This window comes from Enterococcus sp. AZ179, assembly GCF_050498885.1.
Taxonomy (GTDB): domain Bacteria; phylum Bacillota; class Bacilli; order Lactobacillales; family Enterococcaceae; genus Enterococcus_D; species Enterococcus_D entomosocium.
The window spans coordinates 2,477,288-2,502,566 of sequence record NZ_JBMHEO010000001.1 but is presented as its reverse complement, the minus strand read 5'-3'; the positions used below and the strand labels follow the sequence as shown (position 1 = coordinate 2,502,566).

General features: G+C 43.2%; 25 protein-coding genes. 9 read left to right on the top strand and 16 right to left on the bottom strand.

Annotation, left to right across the window (positions count from 1 at the left end; all coding sequences use genetic code 11):
* The first annotated feature begins 7 nt into the window (after window positions 1–7).
* Window positions 8–826 carry a sugar-phosphatase gene (yidA, locus tag IGI88_RS11820; protein WP_061053147.1) on the top strand — a complete coding sequence of 273 codons (819 nt, stop codon included), beginning with the start codon at window positions 8–10 and terminating at the stop codon, window positions 824–826.
* Between the two features lie 42 nt (window positions 827–868).
* Here yidA and IGI88_RS11815 read toward each other — a convergent pair whose 3' ends face one another.
* Window positions 869–1,312 (bottom strand): NUDIX hydrolase, encoded by a 444-nt coding sequence (locus IGI88_RS11815; RefSeq protein ID WP_008380853.1) that lies wholly within the window; start codon window positions 1,310–1,312, stop codon window positions 869–871.
* 147 nt (window positions 1,313–1,459) lie between these two features.
* Between IGI88_RS11815 and gloA the strand changes: the two genes are divergently transcribed.
* Window positions 1,460–1,834 (top strand): lactoylglutathione lyase, encoded by a 375-nt coding sequence (gene gloA / locus IGI88_RS11810; protein ID WP_005234340.1) that lies wholly within the window; start codon window positions 1,460–1,462, stop codon window positions 1,832–1,834.
* A gap of 76 nt (window positions 1,835–1,910) precedes the next feature.
* On the top strand, window positions 1,911–2,624 hold the full coding sequence (locus IGI88_RS11805) for a gamma-glutamyl-gamma-aminobutyrate hydrolase family protein (RefSeq protein ID WP_429960551.1): 714 nt from the start codon (window positions 1,911–1,913) through the stop codon (window positions 2,622–2,624).
* A 72-nt stretch (window positions 2,625–2,696) separates the two neighbouring features.
* Here IGI88_RS11805 and IGI88_RS11800 read toward each other — a convergent pair whose 3' ends face one another.
* The 9 genes from IGI88_RS11800 to zapA form a co-directional block, all read right to left on the bottom strand.
* Window positions 2,697–3,950, bottom strand: coding sequence for an ABC transporter permease (locus IGI88_RS11800; protein WP_008380850.1), 1,254 nt, complete (start codon window positions 3,948–3,950; stop codon window positions 2,697–2,699).
* Window positions 3,943–4,842 (bottom strand): ABC transporter ATP-binding protein, encoded by a 900-nt coding sequence (locus IGI88_RS11795; RefSeq protein WP_429960550.1) that lies wholly within the window; start codon window positions 4,840–4,842, stop codon window positions 3,943–3,945. Before IGI88_RS11795 ends, IGI88_RS11800 begins: the two co-directional genes overlap by 8 nt.
* 17 nt (window positions 4,843–4,859) lie before the next feature.
* Window positions 4,860–5,540: a DUF2812 domain-containing protein gene (locus IGI88_RS11790; protein WP_005234326.1), complete on the bottom strand. Its 681-nt coding sequence runs from the start codon at window positions 5,538–5,540 to the stop codon at window positions 4,860–4,862.
* Window positions 5,527–5,853 carry a PadR family transcriptional regulator gene (locus tag IGI88_RS11785; protein WP_005234324.1) on the bottom strand — a complete coding sequence of 109 codons (327 nt, stop codon included), beginning with the start codon at window positions 5,851–5,853 and terminating at the stop codon, window positions 5,527–5,529. The genes IGI88_RS11790 and IGI88_RS11785 overlap by 14 nt, the downstream gene beginning before the upstream one ends.
* A 123-nt stretch (window positions 5,854–5,976) precedes the next feature.
* Window positions 5,977–8,211, bottom strand: coding sequence for a L,D-transpeptidase (locus IGI88_RS11780; protein ID WP_429960549.1), 2,235 nt, complete (start codon window positions 8,209–8,211; stop codon window positions 5,977–5,979).
* 178 nt (window positions 8,212–8,389) lie between these two features.
* On the bottom strand, window positions 8,390–8,704 hold the full coding sequence (gene trxA / locus IGI88_RS11775) for a thioredoxin (RefSeq protein ID WP_005228645.1): 315 nt from the start codon (window positions 8,702–8,704) through the stop codon (window positions 8,390–8,392).
* Window positions 8,705–8,800: 96 nt separating this feature from the next.
* Window positions 8,801–11,164 (bottom strand): endonuclease MutS2, encoded by a 2,364-nt coding sequence (locus IGI88_RS11770; protein WP_016612651.1) that lies wholly within the window; start codon window positions 11,162–11,164, stop codon window positions 8,801–8,803.
* A 78-nt stretch (window positions 11,165–11,242) separates the two neighbouring features.
* Window positions 11,243–11,797, bottom strand: coding sequence for a CvpA family protein (locus IGI88_RS11765; protein ID WP_005234314.1), 555 nt, complete (start codon window positions 11,795–11,797; stop codon window positions 11,243–11,245).
* Window positions 11,798–11,820: 23 nt separating this feature from the next.
* Complete coding sequence (zapA, locus tag IGI88_RS11760) at window positions 11,821–12,261, bottom strand: cell division protein ZapA (protein WP_005228634.1); 441 nt, start codon at window positions 12,259–12,261, stop codon at window positions 11,821–11,823.
* Between the two features lie 216 nt (window positions 12,262–12,477).
* Between zapA and rnhC the strand changes: the two genes are divergently transcribed.
* On the top strand, window positions 12,478–13,404 hold the full coding sequence (gene rnhC, locus IGI88_RS11755; protein WP_005234312.1) for a ribonuclease HIII: 927 nt from the start codon (window positions 12,478–12,480) through the stop codon (window positions 13,402–13,404).
* A gap of 88 nt (window positions 13,405–13,492) precedes the next feature.
* Here rnhC and IGI88_RS11750 read toward each other — a convergent pair whose 3' ends face one another.
* On the bottom strand, window positions 13,493–14,473 hold the full coding sequence (locus IGI88_RS11750) for an ROK family protein (RefSeq protein WP_086297807.1): 981 nt from the start codon (window positions 14,471–14,473) through the stop codon (window positions 13,493–13,495).
* Between the two features lie 159 nt (window positions 14,474–14,632).
* On the opposite strand from IGI88_RS11750, the gene IGI88_RS11745 reads away from it, so the two are divergent.
* The 3 genes from IGI88_RS11745 to IGI88_RS11735 are packed head-to-tail and all read left to right on the top strand — an operon-like array spanning window position 14,633 to window position 16,536.
* Entirely contained in the window at window positions 14,633–15,025 is a 393-nt protein-coding gene (locus IGI88_RS11745; protein WP_008380837.1) for a VOC family protein, read from the top strand.
* 13 nt (window positions 15,026–15,038) lie between these two features.
* A complete protein-coding gene (locus tag IGI88_RS11740) occupies window positions 15,039–15,680 on the top strand; it encodes a sugar O-acetyltransferase (RefSeq protein ID WP_086297810.1) in 642 nt (213 codons plus the stop codon).
* Window positions 15,681–15,699: 19 nt separating this feature from the next.
* Window positions 15,700–16,536, top strand: a complete 837-nt coding sequence (locus IGI88_RS11735; protein WP_086297813.1) for a histidinol-phosphatase HisJ family protein — start codon at window positions 15,700–15,702, stop codon at window positions 16,534–16,536.
* 119 nt (window positions 16,537–16,655) lie between these two features.
* Here the strand turns inward: IGI88_RS11735 and IGI88_RS11730 are convergent, their stop codons facing one another.
* The 4 genes from IGI88_RS11730 to IGI88_RS11715 form a co-directional block, all read right to left on the bottom strand.
* A complete protein-coding gene (locus IGI88_RS11730; protein WP_005228611.1) occupies window positions 16,656–18,380 on the bottom strand; it encodes an ABC transporter permease/substrate binding protein in 1,725 nt (574 codons plus the stop codon).
* Window positions 18,373–19,587: a quaternary amine ABC transporter ATP-binding protein gene (locus IGI88_RS11725; RefSeq protein WP_005228609.1), complete on the bottom strand. Its 1,215-nt coding sequence runs from the start codon at window positions 19,585–19,587 to the stop codon at window positions 18,373–18,375. Before IGI88_RS11725 ends, IGI88_RS11730 begins: the two co-directional genes overlap by 8 nt.
* A gap of 135 nt (window positions 19,588–19,722) precedes the next feature.
* On the bottom strand, window positions 19,723–20,376 hold the full coding sequence (locus tag IGI88_RS11720; protein ID WP_005234303.1) for a GntR family transcriptional regulator: 654 nt from the start codon (window positions 20,374–20,376) through the stop codon (window positions 19,723–19,725).
* A 54-nt stretch (window positions 20,377–20,430) separates the two neighbouring features.
* A complete protein-coding gene (locus IGI88_RS11715; RefSeq protein WP_086297816.1) occupies window positions 20,431–21,624 on the bottom strand; it encodes an NAD(P)-dependent oxidoreductase in 1,194 nt (397 codons plus the stop codon).
* 94 nt (window positions 21,625–21,718) lie between these two features.
* Between IGI88_RS11715 and IGI88_RS11710 the strand changes: the two genes are divergently transcribed.
* On the top strand, window positions 21,719–22,342 hold the full coding sequence (locus tag IGI88_RS11710; RefSeq protein ID WP_010749823.1) for a DapH/DapD/GlmU-related protein: 624 nt from the start codon (window positions 21,719–21,721) through the stop codon (window positions 22,340–22,342).
* Between the two features lie 194 nt (window positions 22,343–22,536).
* Window positions 22,537–24,075, top strand: coding sequence for an AMP-binding protein (locus IGI88_RS11705; RefSeq protein ID WP_086297819.1), 1,539 nt, complete (start codon window positions 22,537–22,539; stop codon window positions 24,073–24,075).
* 72 nt (window positions 24,076–24,147) lie between these two features.
* Here IGI88_RS11705 and menC read toward each other — a convergent pair whose 3' ends face one another.
* Window positions 24,148–25,275 (bottom strand): o-succinylbenzoate synthase, encoded by a 1,128-nt coding sequence (gene menC, locus IGI88_RS11700; protein ID WP_429960548.1) that lies wholly within the window; start codon window positions 25,273–25,275, stop codon window positions 24,148–24,150.
* Between the last annotated feature and the right edge of the window lie 4 nt (window positions 25,276–25,279).

Genomic DNA, 25,279 nt, shown 5'->3' with positions numbered 1-25,279 from the left:
GGAACTTATGAGTATCAAATTGATCGCCATCGATATCGATGGTACCCTGTTGAACAACGACCGCAAGATCACCCCAGCCGTTTACAAGGCATTGAAAGACGCTGAAAAGCAAGGTGTACGCATCGTTTTGTGTACGGGACGCCCTTTAACTGGTGTCCAAGATTTATTAAAGGAACTAGACTTATTTACGGACAATGATTTCGTTATTACTTATAATGGCTCTTTGGTTCAAAAAACCAAAAACCAAGAGATCATCTCTGAATTCGGCTTGTCCCAAGATGACTATCTCTTTGTTGAGATGACTGCGAGAAAATTAGGGGTTCATCTTCATGTAGAAACCGAAGATACCATGTATACCGCTAACCGCGATATCAGTCCTTATACGATTTATGAAGCCTTCTTAGTCAACATGCCATTGAAATATCGGACACCAGAAGAAATGACTGCTGACTTGAATATCATCAAAATGATGATGATCGATGATCCCGAAATACTTAATCAGATCATCCCACAATTGCCGAGCAGTTTGACGGACAATTACAATGTGGTCAAAAGTGCTCCTTACTTCTTGGAAGTTCTAAATAAACAAGCCCATAAAGGGGCTGCTGTCAAAAAATTGGCGGAGCACTTAGGCATCAAACAAGAAGAAGTCATGGCGATCGGCGATAACGAAAATGATTTAACCATGGTGGAATACGCTGGTATCGGTGTGGCGATGGCCAATGCCACTGAAAACGTGAAAAATGCCGCAGATGTCCTAACTGCATCAAACGAAGAAGATGGTGTGGCAGAAGTAATCAACAAGTATGTTTTAGCAAATAACTAAGTGTAAAAGGCAGGTTTCCTTTTTATCGGAAGCCTGCCTTTTTTATTTTGCCAACCATTGTTCAACTGCCCATTTATGGCTGCCGCGTTTCAATCGCTGAATCGCTTCTTCTGGCGTATGCCATGACAACTGATTGTTTTCTTCTGTCGGTTCACAGACTTTTTTCCATTTGGTCATTAAATAGAAATAGCCGGGATGATGGTAAAATGTATCGCGATGGCGTGAATAGAAGTATTCAACTGCCTCCCCTAAATAGGCAGCGATCTCCCCTTCAAATCCAAGTTCTTCTATTAATTCTCGCTGGATCGCTTCTTCTTTGGTCTCATTTGGTTCAATTTCACCGCCTGGTAAAAAATAGGCGCCATTGGGTGCTTGTACCAAGATCACTTCATTTTTTTCATTTGGAAGAACGACATACGCGCCATATCTTGATTTGTATGGTTTCCCCGCTTCTTTTTCCCCGAACACAATTTCCTTTTCTGGCATGATTCCCTCCACCAACACTTTCTTTCCATTTTACCCTATGCCAATAGTCTGGACAAGCTGGAAATAACGCTCTGTTGTCTTTTATTCGTTATAAAATGAGAAAATATGTTATCATACAACTATCAAGATCGAAAGGATGATTTACCCATGAAAATGGCTCACACTTGTGTCCGCGTCAAAGACTTAACGGCTTCTCTAGATTTTTATCAAACTGCCTTTGGTTTTGAAGAATCTCGCCGTCGTGATTTTCCTGAACATCAATTTACTTTGGTTTACTTAACATTGCCTGGAGATGATTACGAGCTAGAGTTGACATATAACTATGACCATCCTGGCTATGAGTTAGGCGACGGCTATGGCCACATCGCCATCAGTACCGATGATCTAGAAGCGCTTCATGAGAAGCACCAAGCTGCCGGATTTGACGTCACTGACTTGAAAGGACTACCAGGGACTTCTCCATCTTACTATTTTGTGAAAGATCCTGATGGTTATAAAATCGAAGTTATTCGCGAAAAATAAAGCGAAGATGCTCGAAAAAAGGACCTCGTGTCCTTTTTTCTTTTCGTTCCATTTACTTATAGAAAGGTTTGATCAAATGAAACCCATTATCGGCATCGCTGCTAATGAACGGCCAATGATTGAAGAAGCAGAACATTGGTTGTCCTATACACCCAAAAATTTTGTCACCCATATCCAACAAGCCCAAGGCATTCCCCTAATATTACCAATGGGTGTCGTGGAAGATGCTGCGACTTACATCAGCAAAATCGATAAACTCTTGTTAGCCGGTGGTCATGATGTCTCCCCTGATCATTATGGCGAAGATCCTCATCCTTTGATTCAAGGCATTCATCCTGATCGTGATGTCTTTGAATTGGCATTGATCAAAGAAGCAGTGGCTCAAAACAAACCCATCTTTGGAATCTGCCGCGGCATGCAGTTACTAAATGTCGCATTTGGTGGGAGTTTGTACCAAGATCTCTCTTTGCTCGATCACCCAACGATCAAACACGTGCAATTGCCAACGTTCTTTCAATTCCCTACACATCGGGTGGAAATCAAGGCAGACAGTCGTTTGGCTGCTCTTTTAGGCACAACCTATCAAGTCAATTCTTTTCATCACCAAGCAGTCAAAACAGTTGCAGATGATTTCAATGTGACCGCCACCGCTCCTGATGGTGTTGTTGAAGCCATTGAATCCACCGCCTATGGCGCACCGATCTTAGGCATTCAGTGGCATCCTGAGCTAGCCGCTCACAAGCTGCCTTCTGAGCAATCGATCTTCGACTTTTTTGTGCAGGAATTCTAAAGGCCTGCACCTTGTTTTCTAGATGCTAGCCAGTAAAAAACGCCCGATCACAAAAAGGATCGGGCGTTTTGTTTATTTCTCATTTTTCATTAACACCAGTGATTGTTTCAACGTTGCCAAGATGCCATTGTCGTTATAGATCAAGACATTTGATTTGTACATTTTTGCAGAAACCAGCATCAGGACGATCGTGGTAACAGCAAGGATCCCTACTGAAATCAACGCTCCGCCAATCCCCACTGTATCATTAGCAAGCCGTACTGGCATAATATACGAGGACAAGAATGGGATATAAGAAGTTACTCGTAAAACAACGTTATGCGGATCCATACCGCCTAGTACGATTCCTAGCATATACCCGCCCAACGAAAGATACGTCACTGGAATAATGGCTTTCGCCGTATCTTCTGCTTTGTTCACTAACGACCCGCAAAGGGCTGACAAGACAGAATAGATCAAGATTCCTAAGAAGACGAAAACGATCGCAAACACGAGGAAAGGACCAAAAATGCCATCTGATGAAAAACTTGCCAATAAGTCTTTTACCATGGAGTTGTCCTTGATCCAGAAATAACTCCCGCCAAAAATCGCAACATACGCAACTAGCTGGGTCGCTGCAACCATGATCACCCCAGTTAATTTGGCGTAGTAATGGGTTTGTGCACGCGTACTAGACAAAATGACTTCCATAATGCGCGTTCCTTTTTCAGAAGCAATTTCTTGCGCAATGATTTGTGCGTAAGTGATGATAAAGAAAAAGAGAACGATTGTTGCGATGGTACTAACTGCTGCTTGCATCGCGGTATTATCTTCTCCATAGGTCATTTCGCCACCTTCACTGAAAGAAACTTTTTGCCGGTCAAGCGGTGCAACTTCACTAAGAACTGCCACTTGCTCAGCAGTCAAACCAAGCTCGCTAGCTCGAAAGGATGACTGCAAGCCCGTCAATAATTGTTGGATCGTCAGCTCTAAAGCTTGCCCCATCGAGGACTCGCTTAATAATTCCCCTTGCAGCGTATCCCCTGAAGCAGTAATAACTAACAAGGCATCAGCATCTTTGTCAGCCAACTGTTGTTGTCCTTGTTCTTCGCTTTCCACAACTTCAAATTCATAATCATCGCTACTTTGCTCCACAAAGGTCTGCGCAATGGCTGGTTCATTCGCATAAACGACAATTTTATCCACACTGCTCATACCATCGGCAAAGTAACTAATCAGATAAAATCCGCCCATTGCAATGAATGGAACCAATATCATAATCAAAAACGAAATTGATTTGATATTTTTCTTATAAACATCTAATGCGATTACCCAAAACTTATTCATTTGTTTTTCCTGCCTTTCGCTTAAAGATTTCTTCTAACGTTGGCGGTTGTTGATTGAACATAGGGATATAACCATCCGCCGTCGCTAAATCAAATAAGGTTTTTCCTACTGCAGGATCAGCGAGCGTAATATCATAGCTGCCGTCTTCTCTGGCAATGACTTCCTCAACACCTGCCACTGCCAAAAGCTGTTCTTTCGTCAAATTAGACTCCAAATAAACTTTCGTTCGTCCAAAGGATTCACGAATTTCATGGACCTTTCCGTTTAAGACAGTTTGACCATCCCTTAGCATAATCAAGTGGTCACAGATTTTTTCTACGTTATCCATATTATGACTGGAGAAGATGACACAAGATCCATTTTTTTTCAGTTCAATGATCCCGTTTTTCAACAGTTCCGCGTTGACTGGGTCTAAGCCACTAAACGGTTCATCTAGAATCACTAATTTTGGTTCATGGATCAACGTTGAAATTAGCTGAACTTTTTGCTGATTTCCTTTTGATAAAGATTTGACTTTATCAGTTTTCTTGCCTTTGACTTTAAACTTGTCCATCCAATAGTCGATTTTGGGTACGATGTCTTCTTTCTTTTTGCCACGTAAACGCGCGAAGTAGATCAATTGATCTTCAATCGTGACTTTTGGATACAAGCCGCGTTCTTCTGGCAGATAGCCAATAAGATTGTATTCTTTTTCACTAATTTTGTGACCATCCCATAATACTTCTCCTTGATCGGCTTTCAAAAAATCCAAGATCAATCGGAATGTCGTCGTTTTTCCTGCTCCGTTTTGACCAATTAATCCCATAATCTGACCATCATTGATGGTAAAAGACAATTGATCGACTGCTGTATAATCCCCAAATGTTTTTACTAGCTGTTTTGCTTCTAACACATGCTCACCTTCCCTGTCTAATAAAATATGTCACTAAAGAAAAAACCGATAATGGCACCAACGATTGCTCCTGCAACCATCAAGATGATAGAGTCGCGGATCACCCGTTGGCGTTTCGCCAGTTTCTCTGGTTCATTGTAATAACTTGCTCGATTTTTGTATAAAAATTTCATCAAAATCGTGGTCAATCCTACCCCTATCGGAATAAATACTAGCCCAGTAATCAATCCTAGCCCAAAGGACCAAAAGGGATTTGTACGAATATTGAAATAACGAATGGAAAAATAAATCACTGCTAAAATTGCTAAACTGACCACTGAAAATAGAATCGATTTTTTCATCAAATAGCGCGTCTCATTATCGATTCGTTCTTGATAGCTTTCTTGATCGCTGAAAATCGCTGGTGTATCCGGAGATGCTTTAAAATAAAAATACCGATCTTTATAATTGCTGATATAGGTCCAGCCCCCAGCTTGATACATCGCTAGGTAATCAACGATCTCAGAAGGATCTCCTTCGAAAAAGTCCACTGCATATTTGGTCGTTTCCGATTTTCCTTTGATAAACTTCAAAAACCCTAACCGATTCATCTTCACAAAATGCCAGCCCATTGACGCTTGTTTTTGTAAACGAACCATTTCCTTTTCCGGATAATAGGCGACTCCAAGAGAAAGAAGATATTTCTTATTGATGCCCATCTTGTTCCCCTCCTAACGCTTCGAAGACCTGTTCTCCGATTTGATAAAATAGTTTGCGTCGCTGAATATCTTTCTCCAGAACCTGTCTTCCTTCTGGTGTAATCTGATAGATTTTTTTTCGATCGACGCTTTCTTCTAAATCGATCCACCCCTTTTTCGTCAGCTTTTTCAAAATCGTATACATCGTCGCGGGGCCAATCTCAAATGTTCCTTGGCTTAGCTCATGGATTTGTTTCATAATGACATACCCATGTTTTGGCTTTAAAAGCGCTAATAAAATCAAATAGGTTGAATCTGTCAATGCCTCATCCATTTGATTCCTCCATCCCACTAACTATATCACTTAATGATATATTATCGAATGATATAGCCAGCGTCAATCTTTTTTTTTGGGAAAATAAAAGCCGTCTCCGTTGACGGAAACGACTTTTGATCATTAATTAGCAATTTTGACAGGCGTATTATAAGGCATGTTATAGTAAAACCATTTGGCATCCGGCACTGCTAATCGAATACAGCCATGAGAAGCCCGAGTGCCTAATTTTCGTCCTTCAACGGAACTAAAAGCATTGGTGGACCAAGCGATACTCGTTGGGATCGTATGGAATAAATAGACCCCATGGTCTTTAAAGGAACGGTAGTAGGCGGCTCCTGAAAAAGCTAAGCCTTTTTCTGCTTGGATGCGAAAATTCCCTAAAGGTGTTGGTGTATTGAAGGCACCGGTCGAGCAAAGCATCGTATAAATTACTTTATTCCCTGATTTGATATAAACCCGCTGTTTGCTGATGGATACTTCAATATTTAAGTTTTGAACGTTTAATGAAGGATATTTTCCTCCAGTAGTATACATCCAAAAGTTACTATTTACATTTGTGGTTTGATTTTCCTTGACCCAACCGATTCGACCGGCTGGCGAAACGAGATACAGGTAGTTGCCATCACTCGTTTTTGCTAGTTTGGTCGCTTGTGCCATATACCCTTTGTAGGCACTCTTTTTCCCAAGTTTCGTACTATTTGGATCAGCTTTTTCAAAGAAATTGCCATCCCCATTCTTGACGACCACGTAGCGGCTAATGTTGCTTTGAGAGGTGATCGTATGGGCATTAGTCACCCCACTTGCATTGATGTAACCCAGCCACTTGTTATTGAGATAAAGTGAATAGTAGGTGGAGCCGTTGAAATGTTGATATTTCCCAGTAACTTGAATATTCTTGTTCATATAATCAGCGCTGCTGCCTTTTTTCTTCGCAAAAGCTAAATCTTGCCATAAGGTATAATTCTTACTTTTTAGGCGGACTGTGCGTTTTTCACTTTGCCAAGTACCGCCTTGATTGTTGGCAACCGTTGCTGCATCGGCATTTAAGTAGCCGATCCATTTTCCGTTAGCATCATAAAGGGACAAGTAGACACCGCCATTGACATGGTTATATCTTCCTTTTGCAAGATAGGTTTTTCCCGCTAATTTCGTTGTAGTATTTTTCTTACTCGACCAGCGAAAATTGCCCCAAATCGTGTAATTTTTCTTGGTCAATGTCACATATTTTCCGTAGGATTGATAGGCACCTTGTGCATCCGTCGTTAACTTAACACCCGAGGCATTGATATAGCCTAGCCATTTATTGTTATTTGTATAAAGGGAATAGTACGTCGACCCATTCAAGTGACGATATTTACCAGTAACTTTGACTGTTTTGCCATTTAAAGCGGCTGTCGTTCCTTTCTTCGCTGTCCAATTAAAATTTTGCCATAGCGTATAATTCCCGCTGATGATCGTGGCATATTTTGATTCAGACTGCCATGCACCACCAGGAGTTGTCGCTAACTTAACACCGGCGGCTTTTATCCAACCGATGAGAACATTTTTATTTGAATACAATGCGTAATAGACTACGTTATTATTCGTCGTGAATACTTCTTTGATTTCAAAGGTTTGACCATTAATGCTTGAAGAGGTGCTCGTTTTTTTATCTAAAAACACATCTTGCCAAAGCGGTTCTTTCGCACTTGTGATGGTTGCATATTTCTTCTCGGTTTTGAAGGTTCCGCCGGCAACTTTCACTGCTGCTTCTGCTACGACACCGATAACCTTTTGATCGTCGCGAATTTCAAGATAGGTCTGCTTATCGGTATCTTGATACCGTTTGACACTACGGTATACCTTGCCTGCTAATTCATCGATCGTTCCTTGTTCGATCAATTGATCCTTCTCAAAACGGTAAAGGATTTTTTGTGTTTCTAGATCCGTTGCTACGACCGGATTAACTTTTACATATTGGTTATTATCTTCTACTTTCTTAATATCAATGTTCCCAAGTTCTGGTTCTTCCGAAGTTTCTTCCGTCGATTGAGTAGATGAATCTTGGGTGATCTCGGTCTGACTGGTCTCAGTCGTAGCCGTGCCAGTACTTGACGTTGTTTCTGATGAAGAGGTAGACGTTGATGAGGACTCTGTTGCCGTACTTGACTCTATACTCTCAGTGCTGGCCTCTTGAGATGATGCTGTGCTTTCTTCTGAGAAACTTTCTGACGTCGTCTCTTGCGCAGCGAAAGAAGCTGTTGTCGAATCCCCTTCATTTGCTGCATAGACTTGTGTGATCGTTCCTACGGTGGGTGCAACCAGTACCCCAACAATCGCAACGCCTTGAAACAACCCGCGTTTCAACTTTTTCATTTTTATTCCCCCTTCAATCCTATTTTGGTATCACTTTCTTACTATATAAACGAGATATTTTTTAGTGCCACTCCCCACTTTAAGTATACCACTGCCGAAAGAAATATCTAAAAAAAACCTCCCAAAAACAAAAAAGCAATAGCCTCTTTCGGCTATTGCTTCAAAAACACTTATTCTATTACATATGTTCCGCAACTAAAGCTTTCAATTGATCTTTTGTATGCACCCCAATTGCTTTATCAACGACTTGACCGTCTTTTTTCAACAACAAAGTAGGAATAGACATGATCCCGAATGAAGCAGGTGTTTCAGGATTTTCATCCACATCCATTTTCACGATCTTCAATTCGTCTTCCTCATATTCATTCGCTAATTGTTCCAAGATCGGCGCTTGCATACGACAAGGGCCACACCAAGTTGCCCAAAAATCAATAAGGACTAAGCCTTTATCGGTTTCTTCTGAAAAAGTTTTATCGGTTATTTCTTTTGCCATCGTACTTCCCCTCCATTTTTAAAACTAAAAAAAGTATACCACGTATCGTAAGTTTTTTAAAATCGTCTGCTTACAAAAGGTAAGGGTTCTTAACGTTTAGTTAAACTTCACAATGGTCGCTCCATTGCCCCCTTGGTTTGCTGGCGCAAATTCAAAACTTTTCACCGAGCGATGATTTTTTAGGTAGTCAGTGATCCCTTGACGCAATGCGCCAGTTCCTTTACCGTGAACGATCGTCACCTGCGGATAGCCTGCCAAAATTGCTGCATCCAAATACTGATCCACTTCATTGAGGGCTTCTTCGTACCGCTTGCCGCGTAAATCCAACTGGTTGACCACTGGACTGCTGTCAGCAGAACGAATCGTATTGACGATGCGTTGTGTTGGTTCCTTCACCGGTGCTGCCGGTTGTAAATCTGTTTCTGGCAAATTCATTTTCAGAATGCCAATTTGGACTTGCCACTGATTTTTGCCGGCTTTTTTCAACAGTACCCCGCGCTGCCCATAAGAAGTTACGAGTACCTCGTCTCCTTCTTTCAGCGTCTTGGCTGCTTTGGCTTTTTGCAGAACTTTGTTTTTTTGCAGATGTTCTTCTTGCTGCAGTCCTGATAGCTTGGTGCGCGCATCGATCAGTTCGTGTTCTTTGACCTTCGTTTGACCGCCAGCTAACTGCATTTTACGAATATCGGCAATGATTTTTTCAGATTCCTCTTTGGCTTCTTCTACGATTTGATTGGCTTTTTGACGGGCTTTTGCCAATTCTTTTTCGCGTTCTTCAAAGAAATAACTGTAAGCTGCTTCCAATTCTTGGTGCAAGCGGGCTGCTTCTTTTACATGATGACGAACTTCCAGATACTCGGTTTCCGTCATTTTTCTTCGATTTTCTAAATCAGCGATCATTTCATTCAGGTCTTGGCTTTCTCCGTCCATGATCTCTTTGGCTTGATCAATGATCGTCTCTGGCAAGCCAAGTCTTTTCGAAATCTCAAACGCATTGCTTCGTCCCGGAACCCCGATCAACAAGCGATAGGTCGGACTTAAGGTATCGACATCAAACTCCATAGAGGCGTTGATCGTATTGGATCGGTTATAGCCATAAACTTTCAATTCTGGATAATGGGTCGTCGCCATGACATAAGCCGACTTAGCCCCAAGTTCGTCCAAAATCGCAATTGCTAGTGCTGCCCCTTCTTGGGGATCGGTCCCAGCACCTAGTTCATCAAAAAGCACCAGACTTGTTTCGTCGACTTTTTTCAACACATCAACGATCGTTGTCATATGTGAAGAAAAGGTCGATAGACTTTGCTCAATGGATTGTTCATCACCAATGTCCGCAAAAATTTCATTGAAGATCCCCATTTGGCTTTCTTCTTCTGCCAAGATTGGTAAGCCGGCTTGGCCCATGATCTGCAATAGCCCTAATGTTTTTAAGGTGATGGTTTTCCCGCCGGTATTCGGCCCAGTAATGACAACAGCTTGATAGTCTTTTCCAATCGTAATATCGTTAGGAACGACTTTTTCTTGATCGATCAATGGATGACGTGCTTGTTTAAAAAAGACATGGTTATCTTGATTGATCGCTGGTACGATTGCCTTCATCTCTTTCCCAAAACGAGCCTTGGCATTCATGAAATCCATGATTCCGATCACATATGCATTATGGAGGATCTCTCTTTGGTACGGAGCTAACTCTGCTGATAATTCCGCCAAAATACGAGTGATTTCGTCCCGTTCCGCAATTTGATGCTGACGCAAGCGGTTATTTTGTTCCACTACTTGTTTCGGTTCGATAAACAAGGTTTGACCAGATGAACTTTGGTCGTGAACCACGCCGCCGAAAACACCTCGGTATTCTTGTTTGACTGGAATCACATAACGCTCATTTCGCATGGTTACGATCGTATCACTTAGATACTTTGCATTGCCACCTCGGACGATGCCATCCAATGTCTCACGGATCGTCCGTTCTGCTCGTCGGATCGATTGACGAATTCCCCGAAGTGCTGGAGAGGCATCGTCTGTGACTCGGCCATCCTCATCGATAGCTTCTTTCAAGCGACGATTCAAGGTTGGTAAAGAAACCAACTGTTCTTCCCAGTGATACAAGCGGGAAAATTCAATCTCACTTTCAGACAAATCAGCAAAAAAGCGTTTCAATTCCTGCGTAGTTGATAAGACGCGGGCAACTTGTGCCAATTCAACGCCGTTTAAATCTGCGCCGATTTCGATCCGTTTCATTTGGGGACGAATATTCTCAATTTTTGGTACAGGGATTCCGCCTCTTAAACGCTGGATCTTGATCGCGTCTTCTGTTTCTGCTAGCCAAGAGGAAATGACTTGCGCATCACTTGATGGCACAAGCTTTGCTAAGGCTTCTTTTCCTTGGGCTGTTACGATATACTGACCGATTTGACTCTTTACTTGTTCAAATCCTAAAACATCAAGGATCTTAGTATTCATTCTTTTCTCACCTGCTTTGTTTTAACTTTTTGTTCCTAAGAAAAAGGCAGAATGGCTCTGCAACCATCTGCCTGCTTTTTACCCAATCACATCTGTGATCCACAATCGATAGAAATAATCTGAGAGAATCGGTGACCGATCAACGATGAAATTCGCAGTTCCGCTCGTTTCAAACAGATTTTGAATCGTGGCAAACGGGATCATTGAGAGAATCATAAAAAACATATATAAATTGATATACATCAAGATGACATTCAAAACACCCGCAACTGCCCAGTCATAGCCACCTAAAAAACGTAGGCGTTTGTAACGCAAACTGTCTGCAAAAATCACTAATAGTTTTGTGATCAGCCAACCAGCAAAGAGTACCATCACAAAAGCGATAGCCGCATAATAGGCTTTGTCTAAATCTAAAGCCAGTTCCATATCGTAGTATTTTAACTTTGAATCCGCCGTTACTGACATATAAGGAACATAGAGCTCAATTTTTTTCGCAATTTCTTGGTAATTCGCAACTGCAAAGAAAAAAGAGATCAAATAGCCCAAAACTGAGACCAATTGTAAACTGGTTCCGCGCCGCGCGCCGCCGTAAAAGGCTGCCAACAACAAAACCAAGACAAATAATCCAATCATTTAGGAATCCTTTCTACGCCGCACTACCCATGGGCTGTCTTTTCTTGAATTTTTCGTTTCCTTTGTTCATTTAAGATCTGTTGTGCTTCCACATGATTATGGATCTCCACATCACTGCGACCTGTCTCATCGAGAACTTTCCGTGCTTCGGATTCGATTGCTTCGATCCGCTTGATGCGATTCTCAAGCTCCGTTGCTTTAATGGCTTGTCCCCGCAACTCGTCCACTTTTTTTTGTAAGACCAAAAGCTGTTCTTGTTTTTTCAGCTGGTCGGAAACAGCGTTGATCGCTAATAAGATCGACGCTTGTTCTTGATCGGTTTGTGGCGATAATTGCATGATCTCAAGCAGTTGGTCATTGACCAATCTTGTCACCATATCCATGTGTTCTTTGCTTTCGCGTCCAATAATCGTGTAACTTTGATTCGCGATAACTGCTTTATAGCGTTTCTTTTGCTCCGTCATAGGAATATTTCCTCCCATTGCTTACATTCTGCTCTATTCTATCACTTATTGAACATGTGTCGCAAACTCTTAACTATTATACGTGATTTTCTTATGAATTTCCATGCCAATCGTTTGTTTGCTGATCGTCTTAGTAAAAAAGAATAAGAAGTATGGTAAAATCTTAAAGTATCCTTTTGTCTACCTAAGAAAAGACAAAAAAACAGGAGGAATCAAATGAGTACGATCGTTATCAAAGTACCAACTTCAACTATCAAAAAGATGCAGCAATTTTACCAACGAGAACTGCTGGCTAAGAAAGTTCCTTATACAGCGTTTGTCGCCAAAAAAGGCCCAACGACGATCACTGCTTATACGTCTGGAAAAGTCATGTTTCAAGGAGCGACTGCTGAAAAAGAAGCTTCCTTATGGGGCGATACGGCAAGTGCTGTACCGGATAAGAAAAAAGCGACTGTTTCAACCACTGCGTTGCCAGCAGGATTTAGCGAAAAAAGCGTCGTCGGCAGTGACGAGGTCGGCAACGGCAGTTATTTCGGTCCTTTGGTGGTCTGTGCCGTCTATGCCAAAAAAGAGCAATTGCCACAGCTGAAAGCCTTAGGTGTCAAGGACTCAAAAATGCTGACAGATCCAGAGATCCGTAAGATGGCGCCGAAAATCAAAGAATTGGTTCCTTACCAATTGCTCACTGTTACACCCAGCAAATACAACGAGATCCAACCAAAATACAACACGGTCCGAATGAAAGTTGCTTTGCATAATCAAGCCATTCGTTTGCTTTTGCAAAAGATTGCTCCTGAGACACCAGATGCCATTTTGATCGATCAGTTCACAAGCGAAAAAAATTATCGCACTTATTTAAAATCGGAACAAGCAGCGGTTACCGAAAAGCTCTATTTTGCGACGAAAGGTGAACAATATCATCTAGCAGTAGCGGCAGCCTCTATTTTATGTCGTACAGTCTTTTTGGATGAATTAGAGGCAGCCTCCAAAGAAGTCGGTATGCGCTTGCCTTCTGGCGCCCACGCAGCTGCTGACCAAGTTGCCGCAAAATTACTGCAGCAAGGTGGCATAGCACTATTGGGCAAATATGCCAAACTGCATTTTGCGAATACCGAAAAAGCACAGAAACTCGCTAAACTGTGAGTTCTCGTATTTTCAAAAAAACTGCCACTGCTTCTGATAAAGGAAGCAGCGGCAGTTTTTGTCCTCAGTACCAGTTAAATGCTGCGAATCAAAGCCCTAAGCCCGCTGCTTCGATTCCCATCGTGATCAACCCAGCCAAATAGTTTTCTGAAAACCGATCTGAAAAGTGTAACTTTGGTAAGACGCCATAATGAAACACTGCTGCCAGCTGCTTTTCCAAAAAAGAGCGCGGCACAAGCGCCTGCCACTCAGAGGGCAAAAACAAAATGACTTGATGCGGGTCCGTGACTGCCACGATCGCTTGAAGAGTGGCAGTCACTTGCTCTTGGATCGCCTCTGTTGCCAAAGGGTAAGAAACTTTGTAAAGATGCGGCAAATGCTTGATTTCGCCACTTAAATGGTTGGCTCCTTTAAAGAGCTGTTGGTCGATGACCAGTCCCGCACCTGGTGGATAATTTTTTGGAAAATAAATGCCAGCCACGATTTTTTTCTCTTCTTTGAAATGGAATACCGCTGCATTCACGTCATTCTCAATAAGCGTTTTTACCGCGATCTCCTTTTCAATCAATTCCCCTAGCGCCATGTCCTTAAATGCTGGAGCATCCATGATCTTCAGTCTTCCAGCAATTTCCACACCAGGAATTCCCACGACTGCCAAGCTGATTTTCGGGTATTCCTGTTTTATCTGACGAATCACTTGCAAGAACTGCGGCAATCGGCCCTCTGCTGACTGCTCATGATGCAAAATGTTCCCGACGAGATCGACGACTGAAAAACGAATCACGATCTGCTGGTCTTCTTCGATAAACTGAATGATCAACAACAGTGTCCGTTGCGCATTGTACTGGTAAGCCGCAGCTTGACGTCCTCCCGTTCGTTGCGGTTGATCCGTCGTCAAAAGCAACTGCTTTTCTATCAATTCAGGAAGCAGCTTGTTGATCGTTACCACGCTTAATTGAGAGGCATCTGCCAGTTGGCGCTTGGTCATAGGCGCTTGCTGCTGTTTTAGCAAATCCAGCAATACTGCCTGATTATGTAATTTAATGGTCGTTGGCTGATAAGCTTTCATTTTTCTCCCCCTCAACGCTCCTATTTTAACAGATAAAAAGCTGGGAATATACCTTTATAAATTTTGTTAACAAAGGTATAATAGAAGCAACTTATTAAACAAAGTTTACTAAGTTCAAAAAAAAACGATCTATGTTGCTTATTAAAGGAGTTGTCGATAATGAAAATTGAACACATCGCACTATATGTCAATGATTTAGAAAAAATGAGAACATTTTATGAAACCTACTTTCAGGCGGTCAGCAACCAAAAATATCATAATCCGAAAACAGGCTTTCAGTCCTATTTTTTGACCTTTGATTCTGGAAGTCGGTTAGAATTAACGACCAAGAAATTTTTAAGCCCTCGTGTCAGTGAGAGCTTAGGCTACACTCACCTTGCGATTGCAGTAGGTGATCAAGCTGACGTTGATCGATACGCTCAACGGTTTGTTGAAGATGGCTACCCTCTTTTAAATGGTCCTCGTACGACAGGCGATGGCTATTATGAAGCAGTTGTCCAAGACCCCGAAGGCAATTTGATTGAATTAACCACCGACGATTTACCGTCTTAGAAAGGATTTTGCAATGAAAGAAGATTTTGATTATCAAGCGATGTTGGCTGGTCAACTGTATCAAGCTGCCGGTATTCTCCCTGAGAATGGCTCAGTGGAGGGGAAAAAACGTGCCCAGGAAATCAACCTTTTACCAGTCGATGACCGAGAAGGAATCATCGCCAAAGAAAAAGCACTCTTTGGCAAATTTGGGCAGCATTGCTTTATCCAACCACCCCTTTTTGTCGACTATGGTCGCCATGTTGAGATTGGTGATCACTTTTATGCCAATATGGATTGCATTTTTTTAGATGTCAATAAGATTCTGATTGGTGATCATGTGATGGTGGGACCACGGGTCAGCTTCTATACAGCCGGCCATCCGATCGATTCTGTGATCCGCAGTCAAGATTTGGAATTTGGCCTACCGATCACCGTCGAAGATTACGTTTGGATCGGGGGCAACAGTACGATTTTACCAGGTGTCACGATCGGCAAACATGCCATCGTCGCTGCTGGTTCCGTCGTCACAAAAGATGTGCCGCCGAATACGATCGTCGGTGGCAATCCAGCCCGTCTTATCCGTGAGATTCAGCCGACTGACAAAGAGCATTGGGAAACGGCCGCCCAGCTTTATCATCAAAAACGAGCAGACTGGCAGAAGCAGCAAAAATAACGAAACAAAAGGAGACGCCATGATTTTTACAGACTATCACGTTCATAGTGATTACAGCGATGATTCTTGGTATTTGATGGAAGATGTAGTCAAAGACGCTATTAGACTAGGCTTAGCCGAAATCTGCTTTACCGATCATGTGGATTATGGGGTCAAAGAAGACTGGCAAGCCACGGATACGTACCTCGTTGGAGCCAATAAAGTCGTAAAAAATGTCTACTACGACTTGTATTTTAACGAACTGGCACGCTTAAAGGAAACATACAGTGACCAAATCAAGCTAAAAACTGGGCTGGAATTTGGGATGCAAATGCACACGATCCCACAATTTACCCGTCTTTATCATTCGCATCCCTTTGACTTCATTTTACTTTCCGTTCATCAGGTAGACGATCAAGAATTTTGGACCGGAGAATTTCAAAAAGGACGCAGCCAACAGGAATGCTACGAGCGCTATTATGATGAAATGTATCAGCTGGTCACGACATATAAAGAGTATTCCGTCTTAGCCCATATGGATTTGATTCGTCGTTATTTAGATAAAGAGAAGGACGCTTTTGAACAAACGAAAGAACAAATCGCAGAGATCTTGAAAGTCGTGATCAAAGATGGCAAAGGCATCGAACTGAATACCTCTTCCCACCGTTACGGAATCAATGGGTATACGCCATCGATCGAGATCCTCAAGCTTTATCGTGACTTGGGGGGAAGCGTGCTAACCATCGGCAGCGACAGTCATAAACCAGAGCAGCTCGGGTTTCAAATCAAAGAGGGACAAGATCTTTTACGATCATTAGGATTTACTGAACTCTGTGCGTTTGAACAGATGCAGCCGATTTTTCATCGTTTTGCTTAACCTGCACAAAAGCTCCGTCTTTTGCAAAAATCATCCCCTCGTCTTTCGTTATGAACCTAAGTATTTTAAACAACAAAAAGAACGACCGCTTCAATCTGCGGTCGTTCTTTTTTTAGACATTAGTTCGTCCATGCAGCAACTTCTTCTGGGTGATTGGCTACCCAATCTTTGGCTGCATCTTCGGCTGATGTTCCGTCATTGATTGCTAACATGACTTCTTCCATATCTTCTTGTGTCCAGTTGAAACGATCAAGTACTTCGTAAACTTCTGGCATGTCATCTGCTAATCCTTGGCGTACAACAGTGTTGATGCTTTCTGCTTCACCCATTGTTCCTTCTGGATCATCCAGATATTTCAGATCATATTTCGCAAACATCCAGTGTGGAGACCAACCAGTAATAACGATCTCATCTTGGTTCTTGATGGCTTGGCCCAATGCCACTGTCATCGCTCCAGAAGAAGAGGTAGCGACATTCCAATCGGAAAGGTTGTCATACGTCGCAACCGTATTCTCCGCTGCATTCACGACACCAGCGCCTGGTTCGATACCAGTGATGGTTTTTCCAGCTTCGTCAGAAAGGTCTGCGATGGAATCTACATCCATATAGCTTGGGACAACGATCCCCAGTTTTGCCCCTTCTAAGTTAGGACCTAAGTTCTCGACTTGGTCTTGGTACTGTTCATACTGGGATTGATGCGTAGATGGCAGCCAAGCAGCAACCATCCCGTCAACTTCCCCTTTTGCCACCGATTCCCACATGATGGCATTATCCAAAGGCGTCGTGTTGACTTCGTAGCCCATTTGCGACAAGACTTCTGCCACCACATGGGTAGATGCGACTTCCGTATCCCATTCGACATACGCCAAGTTCACCGTGCCTTTGCTGTCAGAAACATTTCCAAAGGCAAACGATGCGCCAATCAAAGCAACGACTGCCGCTGCAGCAATCCCGCCAAAAAGACGTTTTTGTTTGCGACTCGTCTTGCTCGCTGCTTTTTGATGTGCCGAACGGTTCAAATTCTGGGTAAAGCGATCCATGATGATCGCCAAAATAACTAAGGATACCCCACTGACAAATCCGTTACCGACTTGTGCTCGTTGCAAGGCAGACAAGACGCCGCGCCCTAACCCAGGAGCACCGATCATTGACGCGATCACGACCATTGATAATGCCAGCATCGTGGTTTGGTTGACCCCAGCCAAAATAGTGCTTTTGGCTAGTGGCAATTCTAATTTGATCAGTTTTTGCCAGCCAGTCCCACCGAAGGAATCAGAGGCTTCCACCAATTCACGAGAAATTTGGCGAATCCCTAAGTTCGTCATCCGAACGGTTGGTGGTAGAGCAAAGATCACTGAGGCGAAGACCCCAGGAACCATCCCGATCCCAAAGAAAGCAACCGCAGGAATCAAATAAACGAAACCAGGCATCGTTTGCATAAAGTCTAAGATCGGCGTCACGATACTTTGCGCTTTTTCGCTTTTCGCCATTAAGATTCCTAGTGGAATCCCAATGATGATCGAAACCAAACTCGACAATAAGACCAACGTCACGGTGTTCATCAAGTCTGTCCATAACCCTTGGTTATAGATGAACAGCAACCCGACAAAAGTAAAAGCTGGCAAGCCGAATTTTTTGCGTGAAACGAAAAAGGCAGCAGCCGTCAATAAGACGATCATTAATAACGGTGGTACAAACAGTAATACATTTGTAATAGCGTCCATGATAAATTGTCCGAAAGACTGTAAGGCTGAAAACAATCCACTGAAAGTTCCTGTTAGCCAATCAGTAAAGTTTTCGACCCAATCAGCCACCGGAATCGTATGTTGTAAGAAATTATCCATTTGTCACTACCCCTTCCTCTGCTTGAGCGGCTGAATCAGTCTCAGCCAATGCTTCAATCACACTTCCGCGGATCACGACTCCGATCAAACGATCGTTTTCTACCACGGCTAAAGGTGTAGGCGAATCATAGATCAAATTGAAGATATCCGTTACCAGCATATCTTTATCGATCTTTTTAACATTTTTATCAATAACTTCCTTCAAGGTCAGATTGTTTTTCCGTGCCTCACGAGCAGACTCGGCTGTCAGGCTTCCTTTTAGGTGACGACGTTTGTCGACGGCTAACAGCATGCTGACTTCTTCTTTCCGCATCCGGTTCAATGCTACGCTTGGTCCATCGATCTCGATGTTCGTCGTCAATGCTGGAACCATGATATTTTGCGCAGTCAAGACTTTGGAACGATCGACATCTTCCACGAAATCACGCACGTATTGGTTGGCAGGATTCGTCAAAATATCTTCTCCTGTACCGATCTGCATGATCTGACCATCTTTCATTAAAGCGATCCGGTCACCGATCCGCAAGGCCTCGTTCAAATCATGGGTGATAAAGATAATCGTTTTTTGAACATTGGCTTGCAATTCTAAAAGTTCATCTTGCATTTCACGGCGAATCAGCGGATCTAATGCTGAAAAGGCCTCATCCATCAAGAGGATCTCTGGATCATTGGCTAACGCACGGGCAAGTCCCACACGCTGTTGCATCCCTCCAGACAGCTGGTCAGGGTATTGGTCTTTAAAAGAAAGCAATCCTGAGTTTTCTAACGCTTTTTCCGCTTTCGCTGTTCGTTCTTCTTTCGAGACCCCACGGACTTCTAGTCCGTATTCTGTGTTCTCTAAAATTGTCCGATGAGGGAAAAGGCCAAAGCTTTGGAAAACCATGTTGATTTTGTGACGGCGAACTTCTCGTAGTTCCTCTTTACTCATTTTGGCAACATCCACGCCATCTATGTAAATATCTCCGCCAGACGGCTCGATCAATCGATTCAATAGTCGAATCAATGTTGACTTCCCGCTTCCAGAAAGGCCCATGATGACGAAAATCTCGCCTTCGTTGACTTCAAAGTTCACATCATAGACCCCGACGGTGGCACCCGTTTTTTCTAAAATCTCGTTTTTGCTGCGTTGTTCTTTGACCATGGCAAGAGCTTGCTGCTTTTTCTTACCGAAGATTTTGGTTAAGTGTTCCACTTTAACTTTACTCAAATGATTAATACTCCTTTTTCTGAAAAATTTCACGAAAGTGACCATACTATCTTAACAAGATGTGGTCACTTTGTCAAAAAAAATTTCCCAATGCTTTTTCTTTTGCAAAAAAAGCATGGGAATCAGGAAAAAGAATTACGCTGAATGGTCCGTTGGATAGAAGAAATTGGTCATGCGCTGCAACGCCAGTTCATTTCCGACAAAATAAATCGTATTGCCTGCACTAAATTTCGCATAAGGTCCTGGTGACAACAACAATTCTTCGGTTGTTTGGATTGCGATGATCGTCGCCCCTGTGGCTTGCCAAATATTCAATTCATTGATACTTTTTTCCAAATGCTGCGCTTGTTCCGTCAACTGAAGTTCAAAGGGCACAAACGGACTCATATGGTGTACCTTTTTGGTCTGCTGCACTAACGTGTTCAACAAGTCAGAAAAATTATCCAGCTCTTGCTGCTGCCGCTCCACACTGTCTAAAATGTCTTGTCTGATTTCTTGGATCGACTGCACATCTTGGTATTGTTCAACAAAGGCCTGTGCTTTTTCCTTTGAAGCAATATAGGCGCCGCTGCCATGACGGACATCCATGATTTCTAAATCAACTAATACATTGATCGCTTTGCGGGCTGTTTCAGGAGAGACATTGAAATTGCTGGCTAACGTTGAGCGCGCATGGATCTTTTGCCCAACTTGGTAGCGATTTTCAACGATTCGTTCCGCGATCGCCACGGCAATCTGCTGATAACGAGGCAAAGCGACCTTCTTTTTATCTTGAAACTTATTCGTCATGATGAACTTCCTTTACTTTTTTTTCATCATAACAAGAAACATTGTTGGTGGCAACTATTCACTGGTTCGCGAATTTTTGATCAAGCGGGCACGGATGACCGCTGTTTCTTGCTGTATCTGCTTCTGTAGATCTTGCAGCAGTATTTCATTTGTCTCATCAAGATCAATCAAGGTATAGGCGACTCCGGCTTTTCTCTCACTCGCCAAATTATCGATATCTACGCCTGCTTCAGAAATGATCCGCAATAGCGGGGCAAAAGCACCAGGCTTGTCGTGATAAAACAGCGCCAAGCGATACGGTGCCAAAAAAGGCAACTCTGCATGAGGAAAATTGACCGATTCTTGAATCGTCCCAGCGCGCAAATAGGCATGCATGCGATCAAAAACTACGTGATCCCCCTTTTCCAAGGCATTGGTAGTACTGCCGCCGATATGCGGATAACACAACACTTTCTGTTGTCCGATCAAGCCGGCACTAGGAAAGTCGGTGATGTATTGTTTGAGCTGATTTTTGGCTAGTGCTTCTAAGACGGCTGCTTCTTCCACGATCTCCCCGCGCCCAAAATTCATCAACACTGCATTTTTTTTCATCTGCTGAATCGTTTGTCGATTCAGCATGCCTTTGGTTTCCTGACTTAAAGGGAGCAAAACCACTACAAAATCTGATTCGGCCAACAGTACGTGCAAGTCACTGACTTGTTCGTAATCGTGGGCCGCTTTTTTCGTACGGGCATAGCCGAGGACTTCCATCCCTAGCTGATGACAGGCTTTTGCCACCCGTTCACCGATCTCTCCTAAGCCTAAAATACCGATGGTTTTTCCAGCTAATTCTTCGCCGATCACTTCTTTTCGCCGTTCTTCAGCTACCTTCAACACATCTTCTGCTTCAATTTGACCTGACGTTAGCTCTTCTTGCAAATCGGCTACCGTCTGGATGGCTTTGAATAAGGGGCGAACGCTGAGAAACAAATTGGAGAGCACCAATTCTTTGACTGCATTGGCATTGACACCGGGACTATTGAAGACTACTGTGCCATTTTGAGTACACCGTGCCAAATCGATCGTATTGGTGCCTGTTCCTGAGCGAGCGATCACAGCTAATTCTGGTGTGATCAATTCGTTAGGAACCGTTGAACTGCGTACAAACAGCGCCTCTGGGGCCGCTTGATTTTTTAACGAGTATCCTTTTTTGATTGCTCGCTTACCTATCGTTTCGGTCATCTTATCTAACTGATAAATCGTCTCCATAAAGCAGACCTCCTTTTGTCTTTAGTGCGTATTAGTCAAATAGTACAAAAAAGTGCGGTAAAATGATAGCAATACGCAAGAGAGGATGATTACTATGCACCTATCGATCACAAATTTTCCAGATGAACAGCCGATCGTTGGCAAAGACTCGCAGCTTCAAGACACAACTTTAGGAGACTATGTCGAAATTGGCGAAGCCAATCACATTGATCATTCTTCCATCGGCAATTATACCTATACGGGGCAATATTGCTTTATTCAGAACAGTCAATTAGGACGTTTTATCAGTATCGCAGCGATGGTCCGCATCGGCCCCACCAATCATCCCTATGAACGCCCTAGTCAGCATCTTTTTGCCTATAATGGCGAAGGCTATGGATTTGCGCCAAAGGACGAGTCCTTCTTAGAAAAACGCAAAGCAAAAACGACCGTCATTGGCAATGATGTCTGGATCGGCCACGGTGCCGTGATCCAATCTGGTTTGACCGTCGGTGATGGTGCCGTGATCGCCTCAAACGCAGTCGTAACCAAAGATGTGCCGCCTTATGCGATCGTCGGCGGGGTTCCAGCAAAAGTGATCAAATACCGCTTTGATCCAGAAACGATCACTGCTTTGCAAGAAATCGCTTGGTGGAATTGGAATCGTGCAGAATTAAAAGCACGCTATTTAGACTTTCGCCTCCCAATCAAAGATTTTGTAGCAAAATACACCCGTTGATTATGCACTTTTTCCGCTTAGTACGACGAATGAATGATAACACATCACAGTCATTCATTCTTCGAAAGTCTTTGAGGGAAGGATTTTTTAGAAATAAATAAAAAACACTGAAAATCTATTGTATCGAGAAATTCCTGTGCTAAAATGGAGAAATCAAATGAAGTTTTTCACGAACTTTTAAAGGAGTGTTCTATTTGACCATTTTAGACTATCGTCCATTAAATCTTTACACCAATTACCGAGAAGCTGCCGAGGCATTTCCTGACACAACCATCATCCACGATGAAGTGCTACCAGCATTTCCTGAACTTGGCTATCGTAGTACCTACCGTTCGAGTCATGAAATGATTTTAAAACGTGCTTACCAACTTGCTGCACTAGGCGTGCAAGCCGGCGATAAAATCATTCTTTATAAATCTTCAAAATTCGATACCTATTTATTAGCAACGGCTGCTTCTTACCTTGGCGCAGTGCCTGCTATGATCTCTTATCATTTCCCTGCTGAAACCATCGAAGTGTTTGTGGATCGCTTAGAAGATCCATTCATCTTATTTGATGAAGAAACCGAAGGCCGCGTCGCACAAGTGAAAAATAGCAGTACTGACAAACAGATTGCTGTTCGTCATCTGCTGCAACAACCAGCGGAACCCGTGGCACAAACTGAGTTACCGGCGGATCAAATTTCCTATATGACCCACACTTCTGGAACAACGGGTATTCCAAAATTGATTTGTCATTCGGCAAACTCCATGGGCTGGCGGACAAAATGGCAAAAAACGATCTTCACCAAGATTGATCGCACCAAGGCAGACTCTGATTTAGTGGCGTTCCATATTTCACCGGTGCACTCCCGCTTCAATATTGGCATCTCATCCTTGATGGCGATGGGCTTTCCGATGATGCCATTAGCCAATGCCAACGGCGCTCATGTCGTAAGCATGCTAAAAGAATATCCACCAATCGCTTTGGAAACTCATCCAAACAATTTTGTCCAATGGAGCTTTGTGGCAAAAGAACAACCAGATGCTTTCGCCAATATTCGCTATTACCATTCAACCTTTGATGCCATCAACAACCAAACAATGGCCACTTTTTTAAATACTTCAGCAACAAAAGAAGCAATCTTTTTGCAAGTCTATGGTCAAAGTGAATGCGGGCCAATGATCCTAAAAGCACATACCTTAGAAAGCATCGCTACCAACGATGCCCGTGATATGGGTGTGGGTCTCGAGGACTTAACGAGAGCACGGATCGCCGATGCAGAGGGCAACGAGCTGCCAGCCAATACCGATGGGCACATCCATTTCCTTTCAAAAGGACGCGCGTTGACCTATTATAAAGAAGATCAGCGTTTTGCTGACAATGTCTATGGCGCTTGGTGGGACAGTGGAGACTACGGCATGATGGATGATCAGGGACATCTTTACTTAAAAGACCGTCAAGTGGACTTGATCAAAAATATTGAAAGCAATCTTGCTTTGGAAGACCTTTTGCTGGATCATTTAGACTTCCTTGCCGAAGTTGTGATCGTTCGCGACAAAGAGAACTCACCACAACCTATCATTGCTTTAGCGCCAAATCGTGAAATGGATTGGGATGCTTGGTGGAAAATGGTGGAAGATCTCCCTCACCTCAATCAGCCAATTTTACGCGACTACGAAGATATCCCACGAACAGCAACCATGAAAGTCCAACGACTACAAATTGAAAAAGAATTCAAAAACGCAGAATAAAACAAAAGAAACGGCCAGCAGATTTCCCTGCTGGCCGTTTCTTTTGCTTTCGCTGTTTTTCTTTGGCTGATGTTATTCTTTCGCTGACCCTTTTCTTGAGTAGATACGTTCTTTAGGTTGCCCATATTGACTTAGCTTTGTTTCAGCTAACGTGATACCAAAGCCCTCTCCATCAGGTACCAGCAGCTTTCCTTTATGCAAAGTTGCAGGCTGTGTAATGACATCATCATAAAAGTAACGGTCAGAAGCGGAAAGGTCCCCGGGAAAATGGAAAATATCTTGACTCGCAAATTGCAAATTCATGGCTCGTCCTACACCAGACTCAAACATGCCGCCTAACCAAACAAGCAGTCCATGGGTTTGACATCGATCAAGGATTCGCAAAGCTTCGGTGATCCCACCGACACGGGGGATTTTCAGGTTGATCGCACGGCAGCTGTCCAGTGCTGCGACTGTATCGACGTCTTCTGCCGTTCGAATATCTTCATCTAAACATAGAGGCGTCTTCATCTGCCGCTGCAGCTGACTGTGCCCCAACAGATCTCGTACCTTAAGGGGTTGCTCGATCATCACCAAGCCTAAGTCATCCAGTGCCAAAATGCGTTCTGGCTCACTCTGATAGGCTCCGTTTGCATCTGCCATCAAAAGCAATTCTGGAAAGGCTTGTCGAATCGCTCGCAAAGGTGCCACATCTTGCCCCGGCTTGATTTTTAATTTGATTCGTTGATACCCTTGGGCGACATAAGCGGCAACAAGAGCCATTAGTTTTTCGACAGAGTCTTGTATGCCGATACTAACGCCAACAGCGACACTCGGTCGGGTTGCGGTATACAGCTCTTTCACACTTTGATGCGTTTGCTTGCCATATAGATCCCAAATTGCTGTTTCCAAAGCCGATTTTGCCATGTAATTTCCTTGGACCGTTTGAAACAGCTGCCAAACTTCTTGCGGATGCTCGATCTCCTGGTCAATCAATAATGGGATCAGTGCTGTTTCAATCACTTTTCGAGCAGAAAAGAGGGTTTCTTCAATGTAATCTGGCTGCTCAAAAGCGACCAATTCACCGATGCCAACCATTCCATCCTCTGCCGTCACCAAATAAAGATCAAAGGCTTTTTCTGTTAATTGTCCGTAACTTGTCACAAAGGATTGTTTGAGGGGCAAGCGACAGGCGATGCGTTCAATTTTCTCAATCTTCATTGCG